Source organism: Clostridium hydrogenum, assembly GCF_021432385.1.
Lineage (GTDB): Bacteria > Bacillota > Clostridia > Clostridiales > Clostridiaceae > Clostridium_S > Clostridium_S hydrogenum.
This window is the reverse complement of sequence record NZ_JAEACT010000003.1, coordinates 492,116-509,995: the sequence shown is the minus strand read 5'-3', so window position 1 is coordinate 509,995 and position 17,880 is coordinate 492,116. Positions and strand designations below refer to the sequence as shown.

At 29.0% G+C, this 17,880-nt stretch carries 16 protein-coding genes and 1 tRNA gene; 15 read left to right on the top strand and 2 right to left on the bottom strand.

Features of this window, described 5'->3' with window-relative positions:
* Window positions 1-199: 199 nt before the first annotated feature.
* From CUEA01_RS15545 to CUEA01_RS15515, 7 genes are all read left to right on the top strand, one after another.
* Window positions 200-1,147, top strand: coding sequence for an AAA family ATPase (locus CUEA01_RS15545; protein WP_234122598.1), 948 nt, complete (start codon window positions 200-202; stop codon window positions 1,145-1,147).
* Window positions 1,141-2,289 carry a DUF58 domain-containing protein gene (locus CUEA01_RS15540; protein WP_234122597.1) on the top strand — a complete coding sequence of 383 codons (1,149 nt, stop codon included), beginning with the start codon at window positions 1,141-1,143 and terminating at the stop codon, window positions 2,287-2,289. Before CUEA01_RS15545 ends, CUEA01_RS15540 begins: the two co-directional genes overlap by 7 nt.
* A gap of 167 nt (window positions 2,290-2,456) precedes the next feature.
* Window positions 2,457-4,709, top strand: a complete 2,253-nt coding sequence (locus tag CUEA01_RS15535; protein WP_234122596.1) for a transglutaminase-like domain-containing protein — start codon at window positions 2,457-2,459, stop codon at window positions 4,707-4,709.
* Between the two features lie 88 nt (window positions 4,710-4,797).
* Window positions 4,798-4,880 (top strand) — tRNA-Leu (locus tag CUEA01_RS15530).
* A 207-nt stretch (window positions 4,881-5,087) separates the two neighbouring features.
* Entirely contained in the window at window positions 5,088-6,395 is a 1,308-nt protein-coding gene (locus CUEA01_RS25175) for a helix-turn-helix domain-containing protein (protein WP_234122595.1), read from the top strand.
* 13 nt (window positions 6,396-6,408) lie between these two features.
* Window positions 6,409-6,564 carry a hypothetical protein gene (locus CUEA01_RS15520; protein WP_234122594.1) on the top strand — a complete coding sequence of 52 codons (156 nt, stop codon included), beginning with the start codon at window positions 6,409-6,411 and terminating at the stop codon, window positions 6,562-6,564.
* A gap of 74 nt (window positions 6,565-6,638) precedes the next feature.
* Entirely contained in the window at window positions 6,639-7,040 is a 402-nt protein-coding gene (locus CUEA01_RS15515) for a DUF3102 domain-containing protein (protein WP_234122593.1), read from the top strand.
* An 82-nt stretch (window positions 7,041-7,122) separates the two neighbouring features.
* Here the strand turns inward: CUEA01_RS15515 and CUEA01_RS15510 are convergent, their stop codons facing one another.
* Complete coding sequence (locus CUEA01_RS15510) at window positions 7,123-7,344, bottom strand: hypothetical protein (RefSeq protein WP_234122592.1); 222 nt, start codon at window positions 7,342-7,344, stop codon at window positions 7,123-7,125.
* A gap of 179 nt (window positions 7,345-7,523) precedes the next feature.
* Here CUEA01_RS15510 and CUEA01_RS15505 point away from each other — a divergent pair, with 179 nt between their 5' ends.
* From CUEA01_RS15505 to CUEA01_RS15490, 4 genes are all read left to right on the top strand, one after another.
* The gene (locus CUEA01_RS15505) at window positions 7,524-8,621 is read left to right on the top strand and encodes a hypothetical protein (protein ID WP_234122591.1); all 1,098 of its coding nucleotides are present in this window, start codon (window positions 7,524-7,526) and stop codon (window positions 8,619-8,621) included.
* A 150-nt stretch (window positions 8,622-8,771) separates the two neighbouring features.
* Window positions 8,772-8,984: a hypothetical protein gene (locus CUEA01_RS15500; RefSeq protein WP_234122590.1), complete on the top strand. Its 213-nt coding sequence runs from the start codon at window positions 8,772-8,774 to the stop codon at window positions 8,982-8,984.
* Window positions 8,978-9,121 (top strand): hypothetical protein, encoded by a 144-nt coding sequence (locus tag CUEA01_RS15495; protein WP_234122589.1) that lies wholly within the window; start codon window positions 8,978-8,980, stop codon window positions 9,119-9,121. Before CUEA01_RS15500 ends, CUEA01_RS15495 begins: the two co-directional genes overlap by 7 nt.
* A gap of 933 nt (window positions 9,122-10,054) precedes the next feature.
* A complete protein-coding gene (locus CUEA01_RS15490) occupies window positions 10,055-11,026 on the top strand; it encodes a glycoside hydrolase family 53 protein (RefSeq protein WP_234122588.1) in 972 nt (323 codons plus the stop codon).
* Window positions 11,027-11,270: 244 nt separating this feature from the next.
* Here the strand turns inward: CUEA01_RS15490 and CUEA01_RS15485 are convergent, their stop codons facing one another.
* Window positions 11,271-12,602 carry a methyl-accepting chemotaxis protein gene (locus CUEA01_RS15485; RefSeq protein ID WP_234122587.1) on the bottom strand — a complete coding sequence of 444 codons (1,332 nt, stop codon included), beginning with the start codon at window positions 12,600-12,602 and terminating at the stop codon, window positions 11,271-11,273.
* Between the two features lie 167 nt (window positions 12,603-12,769).
* Between CUEA01_RS15485 and CUEA01_RS15480 the strand changes: the two genes are divergently transcribed.
* The 4 genes from CUEA01_RS15480 to CUEA01_RS15465 all read left to right on the top strand — a co-directional run bounded on the left by CUEA01_RS15480 (window position 12,770) and on the right by CUEA01_RS15465 (window position 17,782).
* Window positions 12,770-13,345, top strand: a complete 576-nt coding sequence (locus CUEA01_RS15480; RefSeq protein ID WP_234122586.1) for a TetR/AcrR family transcriptional regulator — start codon at window positions 12,770-12,772, stop codon at window positions 13,343-13,345.
* 133 nt (window positions 13,346-13,478) lie between these two features.
* Window positions 13,479-15,659, top strand: coding sequence for an MMPL family transporter (locus CUEA01_RS15475; protein ID WP_234122585.1), 2,181 nt, complete (start codon window positions 13,479-13,481; stop codon window positions 15,657-15,659).
* Between the two features lie 259 nt (window positions 15,660-15,918).
* Window positions 15,919-17,133, top strand: coding sequence for a sensor histidine kinase (locus CUEA01_RS15470; protein ID WP_234122584.1), 1,215 nt, complete (start codon window positions 15,919-15,921; stop codon window positions 17,131-17,133).
* The gene (locus CUEA01_RS15465; RefSeq protein ID WP_234122583.1) at window positions 17,126-17,782 is read left to right on the top strand and encodes a response regulator; all 657 of its coding nucleotides are present in this window, start codon (window positions 17,126-17,128) and stop codon (window positions 17,780-17,782) included. Before CUEA01_RS15470 ends, CUEA01_RS15465 begins: the two co-directional genes overlap by 8 nt.
* Window positions 17,783-17,880 lie beyond the last annotated feature (98 nt).

Here is a 17,880-nt window from a genome sequence, read left to right as displayed (position 1 = left end):
CAGAAAGCTGCCTTTCAAACTTAGTATTAAAAAATCCTCATAGTGGTTTAAATTTGAAAACTAAATTGGAAATTAATTAGAAAAATATATGTAAAATTTGTTAAAATAAACATATAGAGGTTAAAGTGTTTTGCAGCTATTTTTTTTGTGATATACTTTATTTAATTTATATAAATAAATTGAATTTGGGGCGTTGAATATGAAAAAGGAATTAGATATTGTAAATAACATTTTATTAAATTGCAAAAAAGTTGTACTTGGTAAAGATGAAGAAATGACCAATATTTTAAAAGGAATTATTTCAGAGGGAAATGTATTAATTGAGGATGTTCCTGGGGTTGGAAAAACAACAATAGTTAAAGCAATAGCAAAATCTTTTAATTTGGATTATAGTAGAATTCAGTTTACGCCAGATATAATGCCATCAGATGTTACTGGAATATCGGTATATAATCAAAAAACCATGGAATTTGAATTTAAAAAGGGACCTGTGTTTTGTAATATACTTTTAGCTGATGAAATTAATAGAACATCTCCAAGAACACAAGCATCGCTTTTGGAGGCAATGGAAGAAGGACAAGTTTCCGATGGAAATACAACTTATAAAATAGAAAAGCCGTTTTGTGTACTGGCAACTCAAAATCCAATAGAGCAGGATGGAACTTTTCTATTACCAGAAGCACAGTTAGATAGGTTTATAATTAAAGTTAATATTGGATATCCAGAAAAAGTTCATGAAATGGAAATAATGAAATTGTATAAGGATAAGGAGCCACTTAAAAGTATGATTCCAGTAGCAACAAGAGAAGACATTTTATTTTTACAAGAGCAAGTTAAAGGTATATTTGCAGCAGATGAACTAATGGCATATATACTTGATATTGTAAATTTAACGAGAAATAATCAAAATATAAGTATAGGAGTTAGCACTAGAGGAGCATTGGCACTTCTTAGAATTTCACAAGCAGAAGCTTTAATTGATGGAAGAAGTTATATTATACCTGAAGACATAAGAAAAAATGCCTGTATGGTTTTGGCACATAGAATTAGATTGTCCTATGAAGCAAAAATTAATAACTACACAGCTAATGAAATTATAAAAAATATATTAAATTCAATACCTGTACCAAGGCTTAGAAGATGTTAAAAATAAGTAAGCTTTATATAGTGTTTATTATTATTGCTGTATTGGGATTCTTTATAGAAGGTGAAATAGTTTTAAATTTAGTATTTTATACATGCATTATTATTACAGTCATAAGTATAATTTCGATAATTGTTATAAATTATGGGTTGGAAGCTAAAGTGGAATGTGAAAAAAATAGTTATAATACTATGGATGAATTTGAAATGAAGGTAGTAGCTAATAATAAAACTCATTTGTTCATACCTTTTTTTAGAGTTATATGTAAAAATAATGCAAAAATAAGTGATTTTGAGAATGAAATTTTTCAATTGAGACCATTGGAAGAGAAGAAAATTGTGTATAAACTTAAATTAGATAAGAGGGGCATGTATGACTTTAGTGACTATAGTATTGAAATTAAAGATGTAACAATGATTTTTAGTAAAATAAAAAAAATGGAAAATCTAAAAATTATAAAAGTATATCCTAAGGTTTATCAAATTAATGAGAAGTATAGAAATAAAATAAATTATGTTTCAAAAAGCATGTTGAATAAGCCATCAAGTGAAAAAGATTCGTCAAGAATAAAGGAAATTAGGAAATACAATTATAAAGATAATTATAAGAAAATACATTGGAAAATATCATCTAAAACAGGTGAATTATATGTGAAGGAATATGAGGATATTGCAAAGCAAAATATAAAAATATTCGTTGATATGAGGGAAGATATACTAAATGCAGGAGATGCACTTGAAGAGAAATATATAAGTTTAGCAATTTCAATTATAAAATATTTTATGTATTTAGAAAATGAAATAGAAGTTTATTTAGGAAGCAACTATATGAACCATGTACGATTGAAGGATGCGAGTAGTTTCAGTTATGTTATGAATTATTTTTTAAAAAACAAATGCGCTGAAAGGGAAAGTTTTTTTAATTCGCTTAAAATCTGCATGAAGGATATGACTCAAAGAGAATTAATTTGTATTGTAGTTTTTAAAATTGATGATGAAATAAAAAATGAAATAAGAGAATTAGAAAATGCGCAAATGAAAGTTTTGGTATTCTATTTTGATGATAAATTGGATAATGATATTTATGAACATTTAAATAAGCCTATGGTTCAATATTTTAATTTAAATTCAATGTTTAAAAATTAGTATAGATAAACCATTTCAACTGTCAAAATTAATTTACATCATAGTGACCGGAAAATGGCATTTTGGTACAAGTTAATTTTGAAGTTTCAAACGGTATATCTTTAAGAAGATAGGTGAAAAGTGTGAGAATATTACAAATTGTGATTGCTTATATTAATTTTATATTTATGTCAATAATATTTAAAGATTGCTTTTTGATTAGTGATGCTAAAAGCTATTTATTATGTACTACAATATTGTTTTTTATAGCTGCAATTACATATAGTTTTTTAGAAATGATTTATAGAAAAAAAGGAATTTTATTAGTTGTAATAGCTTTTATCCCAATATTTTTAGCGATTTATTTTACATTGACTAGCTTGCTTAGTGGCAATGTGGTTTATTCTTTGTTAGTGGACTTCCCTAATAAAATTGTGAATTTTTATAACGGCTTACAGACAATAAGATTTAGTTTGCTTTTACCATATATGATTATTTTTCAATCATTAATTGGAATTTTTTATTGCACTGCAGCGGTAAATGGAAACAATAAAATACAAGTTGGCATAAACATAGTTTTAATGATTGTACTTTGGTTTTGGCATTATCAAAATATACTAGAGAATTATGCACTATTCTACTCCGCAATAGCCATATTTACATGTATATTTGACAATTATTATTCTATTTATAGAAGGGCAAATAAAGATAAGCTAAAGCAATTTAATATAATTATAGCTAGTTTGCTATGCCCTTTATTTATAAGTATAATTGTGTTTTCAGTTTTAAATAATATATCGCTAGCTCATTCTGGTAAATATTCAGGTGTGATATATAAAAATATTAGCAGTATTGGCTCAAGTATAAATACCTACGACGATTTAAGTGAACATAAATTCTCTGGAATAGATAGTATTACTGAAATGAGCAAGGAAAAGATTGGAGGATCGCTTACTATTGATAATACGCCTGCCTTTGAGGTTAAAGCAAGCAAACCTATGTATTTAAAAGGAGTTATTAAAAATCAATATGATGATAAGACTAATACTTGGGATTATAGTTACAGCGATACTAATTATATACCAAGTGATACTTATATATATGATAAAAAATATTCCAATAGTTCAAATTCAGTATTGGAGAAATCAGGTTATTCTGCACTTAAAAAACTTGGAGTTAAAAAATCGAAGGTAGAATTTATTAATTACAGCAATTTTATATTTTATCCGTATTATACGTATTGTGTAAATAAAATTGATACTGATTTTAGCCTGTTTCATGGACTTTCTAAACATAATAGTGATGATAATACGGATAAAGGAACATATGATATAACTTATTATGATTATGAAAACCAAATTAATTTAGATAAAGCTTATGCAGACGGGGTTGGTAAAAATCTAATTTTTTCTAATGATAGTGGAAAGACAACTTTCAGTAAAAAAGAATTCCAAAATTATAAGGCATATAATAACGACTATATGAATGGATATTCTAATATCGATAAAAGGGTAGTAGAACTTGTTAAAAAAATTGTTAAAGGATCTAAATCTGATGCAGAAAAAGTGTATAGGATAGAACAATATTTAAAAAACAATTATACATATTCTCTTCAGGTTTCAGATATAAACAGTAATTTATTATATAATTTTTTGTTTAATGAGAAAAAAGGATATTGTGTTTACTTTGCTACGGCTATGACTGTAATGTGTATGATAGCTAATGTCCCAGCAAGATATGTAGAAGGCGTAAAAATGTTTGATAGAAAAAATACCGATGGTGATTATATAGTTACCAATGAAGATGCACATGCATGGACAGAAGTTATGATTGATCCAAAATCAAATATTTGGTATATTGCAGATGCAACTCCAACAGCGGCAGAATATTTAACTAATGATGAAAATCATAAAAAAGATAATACTATCAATATTACTAAAGATGAACTCAAAAATGATACAGCAGTTAAAAGCGTAAATATTAATAAAGAAAGTAAAAAGAAATCCGTAGTTAAAAAAGAGAATAGGAAATTTTCTAAGGCCACAAGGGGTGGAATAGATTTATATAAATATAGCAATTTAATTAAAATTATAATTATTTTAGTGTTAATTTTGACTTTAAGGGTATTTTATAAAATTTATGTTATTAAAAGGGTGATTAATTCTAAAAATACTTTAAAATTATATGATTATTGTATAAAAAGACTTAGATATCTTGGTGTTCGTAAGCCTAAAGAAAGCAGTGAATTTGAGTTCGCAGAAAGTATAAAATACAAAGAACTTAGCAGTATTATGAGGGAAATAGTAGAGGAAGTTTATTTGGAATGTTATAGCGACAAAGAAGTTACTGAATTTAATAAGAAGGAAGCTTATAAGAAATTTGAAGCTAGTGTGAAAAAAAGGCAGAATATAGTTAAGTACTATTTGTTCAAATACCTTTAGGAATAGCTACTTATAGCTTATTGTCATTTGTTAAATTATTATTGAATTTTTGCCATAAAGTAGTATAATAAGATTAAATTGTTGTTATGCGGGTATGGCGGAATTGGCAGACGCGCTAGATTCAGGTTCTAGTGAGAAATCATGCAGGTTCAAGTCCTGTTATCCGCACCAAAGAAATAAAAGACTCACAAGGTTTTGTCAATAAAATATAGCGAAAACGCACACTAGAATTTATCACAAATTTAGTGTGTGTTTTTGTTTTTGAATTAATACTTATTAATGCAATTTCAGATGAAAAAGTAATTTTCTATATTTACTTACATGGTATTATATGTTAATATAACCATATATAATAAAACGGGAAGGAAGTTATGCATTGTGAATTTTGGCAATACAGTTATTTTAACATTTGGTGACAAACTAAAAGCTATTAGAGCCAAATATGATTTAAGACAAGACGAAATTTCAGGACAAGATATAACAAGGAATTTAATCAGTGAAATTGAGACTAATAAGGCAAACATAACTAAAAAAACAGCAGAGATAATTATAAAAAATTTGAATGAAATGGCTAAGAAAAAGCATTTTAAGATTACTGAAACTATGGAATATTTGTTAGAGAGTGAACTTGAACAAGCTAACAAAGTTCTGGATAAACACATAAATGAACTAAAAACATTAATTGTTTGCAAGGATGATAGCTTTGTTAAAGAACTTAAGGAAACAGAAGAGTTTTTAATTAATTGGGACATTAGGGATAAGAAAATAATAGTATATGAACTTGCAGGAGATTATTTTTTTAATCAAAATGAAATGCATAAGAGTGTCTCATATTATGAAAGAGCTTTGGAATTAACGAATAAAATTTCCTTAAGTCAATCACTATTAACGCTATTAAGAAAGTTGTCTGCAATGTATATATACATCGGCAATTATAATGAAAGTATAAAATGTTGCGAATTTGCGTTAGAACGATTTGATGATATGACTAAAGAGAATACTATTGTTTTTAGGCATAACAACTCTTTAAATTATAAAAAGTTAAATAATTATAAAAAGGCATTAGATAATATTAAAAAGGCAGAAGAATTACTTGATAAAACAGATTTAGAGAAAGTGTTTAATGTTTTAAATAATAAAGCAGTCTGCTTGTACGAAATGAACTTAAAAGAAGAATCACTTAAAGTTTTTAATGAAATTTTAGATTTAATAAAGAAGAATGACATGGAAAAGTATGTGATTATATCAACAAATATTATTAATATATACTTGGATATTAATTTGAAAGATAAGGCAATTGAAAATTTAAATTTTGTAACTGATTATTTAAAAAATTTGAATAATGATTCGTTGAGTATAGCAAATATTTATTTTGAAATAGGTAAAATATACAAAAAGCTTAATGAAGAAAATCTATCAGAGGATTACTGCCTAAAATCTTTAGATTTAGCTGAAAAACAAAAAAATTATGTGTTGTCAAATAATGTATTATGTGATTTAATTGAAATGTATGCAATTACAAATAATGTTGAAAAAATGAATAATGTGAAAGAAAAAACTTTATTTATATTAACAAAACAAGAAAAGATAAATCACAATCTTATATATAAATTGATATCTTTTTATAATAGAAAAAACAGCGATGTGGTTGAAGAGATTATTAATTTTGTATCAAAATTTAAATAAATGGGGGATTAATATGGTGAAGAAAAAGAAACTAATATTAGCATTAACATGTGCAGTAATTCTATTTTCAACTTTAATTATAAGTTATGGGAATGGCAAAAGTTTGGCAATGATAGATAGTCAACCGATGCTAACAGCTAAACATGTTTTCTTTTTTAATTTAAAGTAGAAGATTAAATTCTTCTACTTTTTTTAGTTTAAATACAAAAAAAGTGTGGTAAGCAGCTAATAGGAAAACTAAATATGGAAAATAGCTTAACGAATCCAGAGATTGAGCAGTTGACGACAGAGATATTAGTCTATGAACGGCAAACAGCTCAAAATATTATAGAAATAGTGAAAAGGATGATAAAGGTAAAAGAATCATTACCTCATGGTGAGTGGGGAAATTGGTTGAAAGAAAAAGTTGAGTTTAGTCCGTCAACGGCTAAAAATTTTATGAGAGTAGCAAATGAGTTTTCAAATCTTTCAGCGCTGAAAGATTTAGGTGCAACAAAAATTTTTGCACTCTTAGACCTACCAACAGAAGAACGTGATAATTTTATAGCTCAGGAGCACGAAATAAAAGGACAAATAATAAACATCTCTGTTTATAAGATGTCTATTATTTGTCATATTTTCAATTTGTCTAAAAACTTATTATAAAAGATTTTAAATTAAAATATTTTTAGTTTTTTGTTGTTATGTAAGCTAATACTTATTATACAAATCGGGAGATTAATCAAATTTATTTACTTTTTAAAGAGTTTATAATAATTAATGTGCATAAATATATTGTAAATATTATGCTTACCAATAAACAAACTATCAATAAAATATCTGCTTGTTGTGCTGAAATATGAGTAATATTATTATTAAAAAGCGTGAATAAAATTAATGCCATAAATATGGTGATAAGTGTATAGATTATGGCTTTTCCTAATATTTTTAATGCACTAAATTCTTTCATAGCAGTTGACTTCCCTTCTGTTATATTTCTATAAATACCAAGTTATAATAAAAAATATACCATAAAAAAAGAAAAAATACTATATTAAAAAATAAAATTACATTTAATATAAAATATTGACATATTTCCATATTTAAGCTACAATGATATTACTGTACAGTAAAAAAAATTTTTTAATTGTGAAAAAGTGGGGGGAAGAAAATGATAAAAAAGAAATTATCGAAAATTATATGCTTTGTAACATTGATTTCGTTAACTTGTTGTTTTCAACTATAAGAGTATCAGCAGCTACAAAAACTTCTGTGAATAAAGTTGATAAAAACTTTGATCTTGTATCTAAAATTTATTCTTCACAATCCTCTCAATCAGAAAAAATTAATTTTATAGAATCTAGATTAAATTCAAATTCTAAAACTGTATCCAAAACTACGTTTAATGAATTTGACATGTGCAAAGCTGAAGATGCATCAAAAGGATTATTACCTAATGAAAAAGGCTCAAAAGTAGGTCTATATATACAAAGAATGAGGGACTTATCTAAGCAAAGTGATTCTTCATTATTAAGTATGGGAATAGAAAAAAATAGAATTCAAGCAATACACATAGCAGGTGAAGATTTAGACTCTATAAGTTCACAAAATATATCATCATTAGCTAATTTAATATCATCACAAATTTCAGCTCTCTCTCTTTCATCAGCAACTTGTACTGTATATGCTTCACTTGATGGATACTTTTATGACGAACCATATATGGGTAAAACTTTCAAAACGCAAGTGTATGTTACAAGTGGATGGAACTGGAATCAAGCTCCTTTAATTGGCGATGATGATGCTTTTGCTAATGCTTGGGCTTCTGCAACTAAGTTACAATTATATAAAACTGAAGATGGGGCTACTTATTATGATTCAGACTCAAATCAATATGTTAGCGAAACTGATCATTCAAGTGAGGCATTTAGCAGAGCAGGTGGAAATTTAAGCGGGGAGTATTTTTCATTTGATGGAAGTACATTATATGGTTCAAATCAATACAAACAAGGTTTATATAAGTATCCCAAGACAGGATATAGTATGAATGTACTTGTGAGTACAGATTTTTATGTTGGCTCACTTACTTATCATTCAGAATATACTCACTCACTTTCTCCAATAACACCTAGCATTAGTATTGGTATTGATGGAGGGATTTCTTTAGGATTTGCCTATGGTGCAGTAAGTTCACCAATTCCTAAAACATATATGTGGACAAAATCGGATTACAACCCTAATTATTAACGAAAAGTAGAAAAGGATAGCAAGTTTGTTATCCTTTTTTTATTTTTGTTTTTCGGTACTGCCATATTCAATAAGAAATTTTCTCCCTATCGAAGTCATTTTAGAATTTCCGAGTTCTTCTATTAAGTGTTTTCTAAATACAAAATACTGATGTATTTAACATATCTTGATTTTGATGAAAAAACAGGAACTTCTAAAGAAGATATGATATTGGAAGAGTTAATTAGCACGAACCTTATGCAATGTTGGGTAGGTAATGTAAATGCACAAAAGATGTGTGGATGTATAAATGAGTTAAAAAGAATTTATATATTTTTTAATCGTTTTTATTTAAAATATTGGGGGATTGAAATATTATGTTAAAGAAAAATAAAAAGTTATTAATGTGTAGTGTTATTTTGTTTTTGGCTTTGATTATAGAGTTAAATCTTACAAAGAATTTGGGAAATATAGATTTTCCGCCTATGCTTAAGGCTTTTGTATCTCAATTTCATATTTAGAGTTTTTATTATAAAACTGTAAGATGATAATCAAATAAACATATAATGAAAATAGTTTTTAAAGTAGGAGAATTTTGTTCTTCTACTTTTTATTAGTTATAATAATTCTAATGATATTATATAAAAGCAATTAGAAGAACAACTAAAATATTTATATATATGCAATATGGAACATTAAAATTGAGGATTCCAAGTTTATCCTGACAGCAATATTTTTCAATTCACAGTTCACGATGAACAATTCACAATGAAGGAAGATTTTTCTCCGCTTTGCTGCAGAAAATCTTAAAACTTATTTTTTTATTGCTTACGCAATAGCACCATTTATGGTGCTAGGCGGAGCTTATAATTTAAGATTTGCCTAACGAAAGGAAGGCAAATCATCCTTCATTGTGCATTGTGAACTGTGAATTGTGAATTGAAAATATTAGCATAAGGATACATTTTGTATTTATAATTTCAATGTTTCAAGTTGTCTATCTATATTATGTTGAAGTACTTTGTGCTTTGAAATTTTTTCTAGACATAAGAAAACGAATACATTAAAATATATATTGAAGCTTTATTAAAGATAAACCACTTGAAATTCTGAATACTAGGTTTATCCTTACAAATTACAATTTGTCGAGCAGAAAACAGAGTAAAGAGTAGAGAGTAGAGTGAAGGATGATTTACCTTTCGCGCTGCTTAGGTAAATCTTAAACTTAAATGGTGTCAGCTTCGCTGAACGCCATGTATGGCGCGATTGCGCAGCAATAAAAAAATAAGTTTTCAGATTTTTCGTAGCGCTAGCGGAGAAAAAGCAACCATCACTCTACTCTCTACTCTTTACTCTCTACTCTGATTCAAATTGTAATTTAACAGGATGAATTTGGTATAAGCAATTTTAATTTTTCAAAGTGTTTATCTATATACGAGGTAGGGGGACTAAAGATGAAAGATTCTAATAATAAATTATTAAGAAATTTTGCCAAAGGAGCGGATATTGGGTGGCTACAGCAGATGGAAGCTACAGGGTATAAATTCTATGATGATTATGGTGTAGAAAAGGATTGTCTTGAAATTTTAAAAGAACATGGAATAGATTCTATAAGACTTAGAGCATGGGTTAATCCATCTAATCACAAAGCAAGCGGACATTGCAGCACTAAAGAAGTAGTAGAGATGGCCGTGCGTGCAAATAATATGGGCTTTAGAATAATGATAGATTTTCATTATAGTGACAGCTGGGCAGATCCTGAAAAACAGAAAAAGCCCGCAGCTTGGAAAAATCATAGCTTTGAGCAATTAAAAGAGGATGTTTATTCTTACACCTTGGTGGTAATGAAAACGTTAAAAGAAAATGGGGTAGAACCTGAATGGGTGCAGGTTGGTAATGAAATTCCATTTGGAATGTTATGGCCGGAAGGTAGTATAGATAACTTTGAACAATTAACACAATTATTAAATAGCGGATATGATGCTGTAAAAGCTGTTGATAATGAAGCAAAAGTCATTATACATCTTGACCAAGGTGATGATAGAGCAAGATTTGTTAACTTTTTTGATAAGCATCAAGAGAATGGTGGCAAATATGATATTATAGGAATGTCGTATTATCCATATTGGCTTAATAAAGATTATACAGAAACAATAGAGAATTTAGAAAATAATATACTTGAAATGATATCAAGATACGGAAAAGAAGTAATGGTATGCGAGATTGGTGGAGATTATCTAAAGCCACAGAATACATATGACATGCTAAAAGAGGTAATTGAAAGAGTAAAAGCAATTCCAGAAGGAAAGGGACTTGGAGTGTTTTATTGGGAACCTGAAGGTGCAGATAGTTGGAGTAAATATAAATTATCTGCATGGGGGGATGATGGAAGACCAACCATAGCACTTGATGCATTTTTACTATAAAATAATTAAATATGGAACTAAAAAATAGAGTAAAGAGTAGAGAGTAGAGTGAATGATGATTTACCTTTCCTTGAGTCAGGTAAATCTTAAACTTAACTGTCGTCAGCTTTGCCGACAACAGCAATGCCGCGATTGCGTAAGCAATCAAAAAATAAATTTTAAGATTTTTCAAAGCTATAGCGGAGAAAAATCAACCATCACTCTACTCTCTACTCTGGTTTAATTGCTTCGCAATAATTTTATATTATAAAGTAAACCTTTGAATGGATTCGCTTAGTTTATTTGCTAAATTAGACTGATCTTGCATAGAATTAGCAGCTTCATTCATAACTAAATTTATTTCTGATAAACTAGCGTTAATTTCACCTGTATAGTTTGAAGCTTTTCCAGACGTTTCAATAACGGTTGCAATTACTTTATTAATTTCGTCAATTGATGTGCTCATCATTTCAGCAGATGAATTTACTTCAGTAGATATTTTATTTATAAGTTTTGCATCATTTTGATATTGAGCACCTGTTTGAAGTAGCAATTCATAATCAGATTTAACATTATTATCAATATAGTTTAAAATATCTTGAGAACTATTTGAAAGGTTATCAAAAACTTCTCTTATTTGGGTAACTAGGTTTTCAATATTGGAAATAGCCTCTGTAGATTCCTCAGCTAATTTTTTTACTTCCCCAGCTACAACTGCAAATCCTTTACCTTGTTCTCCAGCTCTTGAGGCTTCTATAGATGCATTTAATGCAAGGAGGTTTGTTTGAGCAGAAATTTCTTTTATTGTATCAGACATTAATTTGATTTCTTCCACTATTTTACCGGCTTCAATGGCTCTTAGGATTTTTTCTTGTTTTTCACTGTAGGTCATATTAGCTTTATCAAGGGAATTAGTTACTTTTTCCTTCATTTGTGCTGCCCTTGCTTCCATTTCATTTGATGAATCTAGCGCAATCATTATTTTATTTAAAAGCGATTTGTTTGTATCTACTATTTCAGCAATTGATAGATTTGCTTTTTGAGTAGAATTCATTAAAGACAAAGCATCTTCAGAAAGTATAGATGATGTTGAATTAATGGTATTTATGCTTGAAGAAGAAGTTTTGGTAGATATTAATAGTTCATGGCTTGAAGTATTCATGACTTTTGAAGTATCAGATATATCAGATAACAGTAATTTGATATTTGAAGTAGCTTTATCTAAAGCTGCTCCTAATCTGCTTATATCATCATTACCTTTTAAAGTAAGTTCAGTAGATAAATCTCCATTTTTAAGTTTTTCTGTGTAATCTAATACTTTTTTTAATCTTTTTAAAACAAGTTTATCGTAGACAAAAACGATAATAAAAACGGAAATTATAATACTTAAGCCAGAGGATACGTAAAAACCAATTGTGCCATCAAAAGAGCTAGTGTTTACACCTGCAGTTGCTAATGCTTTTCTACCATTTGCAATAGTTGAATTGACAGCCTGGCCTATATTAGTACTAAGAATTTGTACGATTACAACGGCAATTATAAGTTTGAATTTAATTGAGTTTAAAGTTGAGTTTAGAAATTTTTGCTTTATATCCATAAGGTTCCTCCTGAAAAATTAAATTATGTATTTAATTTTATTGAATTTCATATCAGTTTATATTAAATTATAATTAAATTTAGGCTTGCAAGCTATAATCAAATTTATACAAAATGAATAGTTATTGAACAAATTACATATAAAATGTCGAATAAGGGGTTTTTATTTTGAAGAAACTAAGCATTGATCATCGTACTAGAGTTACCAAATTATTAATAAGAAAAGCATTTATAAACATTTTAGAACAAAAGCCAATTCAAAGTATATCTATAAAGGAACTTTGCTGCGAGGCTCAAATTAATCGTGGAACCTTCTATAACCACTATACGGATATATATGATTTATTAAAACAAATTGAAGATGAGTTGCAGTTGGATTTCGAAAAAGCACTAGAACCTCTCAATCACATTGAGGATGAACTTACTTCTACAGTAGTGATTGCTAAAATTTTTAAATATATAAAAGAGAATATTGATTTATACGTATTAACATTAGGTGAACATGGTGATAAATTGTTTACGTTAAAACTGATGAATATGGGAAAAGAAAGATTTATTGATAGATATTCTAACAATTTTAAAAGTGTGTCAAAAGAAAGAATGGAATATTTCTGTGTTTTTATAAGTTCCGGATGCTTAGGCATATTGCAAAAATGGGTTAAGGATGGAATGGTTACATCTGTGGAGGAAGTGGCAAAAACAGCAGAGGATATTGTGATTATGGCAATTGGAACTTTAGAATAGAAAATTAACCCTTACCTAAAAGTACATACCATTTTGCCCTAAGGTACAATTGTTGCAGCCGTAAATTAATTATAAGATAAATGAGTAGTCATTTTAAGATTATAAAAAATTACATATTGAGAGGAGAAAATTTATGGCGAAATTATTGTACAAGCTCGGTAATTGGTGCTACAGAAGACCTAAGAGAGTCATCTTATTTTGGATAATGGTTATAGTAGTTGCAGTTGGTTTAGTAGCAAGTAATGGTATTGATTTTAAAGGGGATATGACTATTCCAGGTACAGAATCTCAAAAAGCAGGAGAGGTGCTTCAAAAGGCTACAGGAAAAACTACAGACTATGGAACTATAAGACTTATTTTTAAAGTTAAAGATGGAAAAACAATGAAGGATCCATCGGTGATGAAGGCTATAAATAAAACTATGGAACAAGTACAGAAAAAAGATAAGGCTGTTAAATCAGTAGCAAGCCCATACATGAGAAGAACTATTAGCAAAGATGGAAAAATTGCTTATGCAGATGTTACATATAATGTTGAATCAGGTAAGGTTACGCAGCAATCTAAAGATAAAGTACTAGAATGTATAAAAACCTCTAGAGATGCAGGTATTCAAACAGAACTCGGAGGAAGTGTTACTTTATCAAAAACTGAAGTTGGTGGAAGTTCTGAGGTAGTAAGTATTATAGCAGCATTTATTGTTCTTGCTTTTACTCTTGGATCGCTTATAGCAGCGGGGTTACCGATAATAACAGCGCTTATTGGATTAATTACTGGATTACTTGGCATTATGGCTGCAACTAGTGTTGTAGACATGTCTGCAATGTCAATATCTTTAGCATCTATGGTTGGTTTAGCGGTAGGAATTGATTATGCATTATTTATCATTTCTAGATATCGCCAAAATCTTAGTGAAGGTGAAGAATTACAAGAAGCTGCTGCTCTAGCAATGGGTACATCAGGTAGTGCAGTTTTATTTGCAGGAACAACTGTTATTATTGCATTATGTGGATTATCATTATGTGGAGTGCCATTTTTAGGAGTTATGGGAGAGGTTGCTGCAGCTATGGTACTTGTTGTAGTAATGGTTTCACTTACAGCAGTTCCAGCAGTTATAAGACTTGCAGGACATCATATACGTCCAAAGAAAAAGAATAAGGTTTCTACTGAATCATTTTCTAAAGAGAAAAATGAAAAACCAAATCTTTGGGGAAGAATAGTAACTAAGCATCCAATTGTTACAATTATTCTTGTTTTAGTAATAACTGCTGCAATTGGTTATTCAGCTACTGATATGGAACTAGGACTTCCTGATAATGGAATGATGCAAAAAACAAGTACAGAAAGAAAAGGCTATGACATTATGTCAGAAGGCTTTGGAGAAGGAGTTAATGGTACTCTTGTAGTTGTTTTAGATGCATCTAAAGCAGAAAATAATTCTTTTAAAGCTATGCAAGAAGCAGCTAAAGAAATTAAGAGTTTGCCAGATATAGCTAGTATAACACCAGCAATGCCAACTAAGGATAAAAGCATAGGGATGGTTCAAGTGACACCTAAAACTGGACCAAATGATAAAGAAACTAAGGATTTAGTTAATGCAATTCGTGATAAAAGTGCAGATACTGAAAAGAATGATAATGTTGAATTAATGGTAACAGGAAGAACAGCGGTTAATATAGATACGTCTAATAAGCTTAGCAACGCAATTCCAAAATTTGCTGGAGTTATTATCGTACTTGCTTTGATTTTGATGCTTTTAGTATTCAGATCTATACTTGTACCAATTAAGGCTGTTCTTGGATTTGCAATGACTTTAGTTGCAACACTAGGTTTTGATGTTTTAACTATGCAAAAAGGAAATTTTGCGGACCTATTAGGTATAGCTAAAGCAGGACCATTATTATGTTTTATCCCTGTAATAGCTATAGGAATATTATTTGGTTTAGCAATGGATTATGAAGTGTTTTTAGTAAGTCGAATGAGGGAGAATTTCACGAAAACAGGCAATGCAAAGGAAGCTATTTTTTCTGGAATAAAAAGTAGTGGTGTCGTAGTTGCGGCAGCAGGATTAATAATGACTATTGTTTTTGCAAGTTTTGGTGTTCAGCCGGATATGAATATTAAATCTATGGGAATTCCAATGGCCTTCGGTGTTTTATTTGACGCCTTTGTGGTAAGATTGACATTTGTACCAGCGGTTATGACCTTGCTTGGGAAAAGTGCTTGGTATATACCAAAATGGTTAGATAAAATTTTACCTAAGTTTGATATTGAAGGAGAAGCGTTAAATAAGGGAAAAGAAGAGGATATTGCATAAATTATTGACAACTATGAGTAAAATAGGGTAGAGAGTAGTAAGGAGCTGTAGTATTTGAAAGTTTTTAAATGCTACAGCTGCTTTAATGTTTTAATAAAGATAAACCATCTTGAAACTTGAAATTTATTTGTACCAAAATGCCGTATTCTGGGCATTATGGTGCACATGAATTTCATTAGTTGAACTGGTATATCTATAGTAATAGATTTTGACATTGAAATTTGTATATGTCATAATTTCATAAAGGAGGAGGATGGCTTTGAAAAATATACTTAGGCTGGCATTTGTAGTAGATTCAGATGAAACTGGGTTGTCTAAAATGCCAATAATAATTGGAGTTATTTTGGTTTATTTTGCTGTTATATTTACACAGGCAATATATAAATCATCCTTTGTTTCAATATTTGGATTTACACTAGCAATGGCACTACATTTATTAATGTACCTGTTTTTTGACAGAATATTCAAAAATAGATATTGGTTGTATTTTGTTGTGCAGGGAGCGATAATTTTAAATTGCATAGTTATAATGCGTGAATCCTATGAGGTTATATTTCTTGGCTTGATTCCAATGCTGATATTCCAAAGTATAGTAGTTTATTCTAATACTATAAAAGCTATTGTTGCGTCCAGTTTTTTTTACTGTATATTTTGTGGTACTATTGTAACACTTGATGGATGGCGATATTTAATAAAGTATATTCCAATCCTCATGCTTATAAATACTGCTATTCGTGCGTATTCAGCTATATTTTTTAAACAGGTAAAGGCTCGCATACAAACTCAAAAAGTTTTAAAAGAGCTTGAATTTGCCTATGAAAAAGTGGAGGAATTAACTTTAGCAAATGAGAGACAGAGAATGGCAAGAGATTTACATGATACGCTTTCTCAGGGACTTGCAGGTGTGATTATGCAGTTAGAAGCTGTAGATGCTAATTTAAATAAGGGAAATATAAACCGTGCTCAGGAAATTGTACAAAAGTCAATGGAACATGCGAGGAAAACTCTAGCAGATTCTAGACTTGTTATAGATGATTTACGATTTAAAACAAACGAAGAGATAGACTTTACTAAAAAAATAGAAAATGAAATATTAGCTTTTAAAGCTGTGTCAAATATTCCTGTTTCAGAAAATATAAAAATAAAGTCTGATATATCTTACAATAAATTTAAGCATATTATATATATTGTAAGGGAAGGTTTAAATAATATTGCAAAGCATTCAAAAGCAAAAAATGCATTAATTAAAATAATGGAAACTGAAGATGAAATAAAGATAAATATTGCAGATGATGGTATAGGGTTTGAGGTTAGTAATTTAGATAAAATCTACGGACATTATGGGCTATTGGGTATAACAGAACGTGTGCATGCAATTGGTGGGAAAATCGAAATAAAAAGTAAAAAAAGATCTGGTACTAATGTATGTGTTGTAATACCAATTAAGAAAGGAGAAATTAACGAAAATGAATAAGAAAAAAATATTAGTGGTTGATGATCATTTTGTAGTCAGAGAGGGACTAAAATTAATATTTGAGACTGAAGAAAATTATGAAGTTATAGGAGAAGCAGAAGATGGCGAAAAAGCCATAATGCTCATAGAAAAGCTAAAACCAGATGTAATTTTATTAGATTTAAGTATGCCTAAAATGAATGGAATAGAAACAATAAAAGCACTAAATGAAAAAAGCAATTTGGTGCCGATAATTATTTTGACAACATACAATGAAGGTAATTTAATAAGAGAAGCACTTTCACTTGGCGCTAAGGGATATTTGCTTAAAGACACTACACGTGAAAATCTTATTAGAACAGTTGATGCTGCAATAAGGGGAGAAATACTTATTCAGCCGGAAATTAGTAAAAGTATCTTTTCTGCTAAAAAAGAAGAACAGAAACAAAGCAGTGATTCATTTAATATTGCAATTACGGAAAGAGAATTATTTATTTTACAAGCTATTGCAAGAGGTTGTACAAGTAAGGAAATAGCCTTTGATATGGGAATATCTGAAAGAACCGTCAAGGCTCACTTAACAAATATATATAGTAAGCTTAAAGTCAATTCTAGGTCAGAGGCTGTTGCAGTGGCAATAGAACAGGGAATCATACATATTGAAAAGTAATATTTAAATGGAGTGGCATATTCTAAATGTAAGGAATAAAGCTACTCTTAATTTTTATTATTGATAAATAATGTTTTTAAAAATCTAGAAGTTTTAAA

Coding starts and splice junctions, on each gene's coding strand:
- CUEA01_RS15510 (WP_234122592.1), bottom strand. CDS start 7,344: ATGAAAGAATTTAGTGCATTAAAAATATTAGGAAAAGCCATAATCTAT.
- CUEA01_RS15540 (WP_234122597.1), top strand. CDS start 1,141: ATGTTAAAAATAAGTAAGCTTTATATAGTGTTTATTATTATTGCTGTA.
- CUEA01_RS15515 (WP_234122593.1), top strand. CDS start 6,639: ATGGAAAATAGCTTAACGAATCCAGAGATTGAGCAGTTGACGACAGAG.
- CUEA01_RS15495 (WP_234122589.1), top strand. CDS start 8,978: ATGTTAAAGAAAAATAAAAAGTTATTAATGTGTAGTGTTATTTTGTTT.
- CUEA01_RS15520 (WP_234122594.1), top strand. CDS start 6,409: ATGGTGAAGAAAAAGAAACTAATATTAGCATTAACATGTGCAGTAATT.
- CUEA01_RS15500 (WP_234122590.1), top strand. CDS start 8,772: ATGTATTTAACATATCTTGATTTTGATGAAAAAACAGGAACTTCTAAA.
- CUEA01_RS15490 (WP_234122588.1), top strand. CDS start 10,055: ATGAAAGATTCTAATAATAAATTATTAAGAAATTTTGCCAAAGGAGCG.
- CUEA01_RS15485 (WP_234122587.1), bottom strand. CDS start 12,602: ATGGATATAAAGCAAAAATTTCTAAACTCAACTTTAAACTCAATTAAA.
- CUEA01_RS15465 (WP_234122583.1), top strand. CDS start 17,126: ATGAATAAGAAAAAAATATTAGTGGTTGATGATCATTTTGTAGTCAGA.
- CUEA01_RS15545 (WP_234122598.1), top strand. CDS start 200: ATGAAAAAGGAATTAGATATTGTAAATAACATTTTATTAAATTGCAAA.
- CUEA01_RS15475 (WP_234122585.1), top strand. CDS start 13,479: ATGGCGAAATTATTGTACAAGCTCGGTAATTGGTGCTACAGAAGACCT.
- CUEA01_RS15535 (WP_234122596.1), top strand. CDS start 2,457: ATGTCAATAATATTTAAAGATTGCTTTTTGATTAGTGATGCTAAAAGC.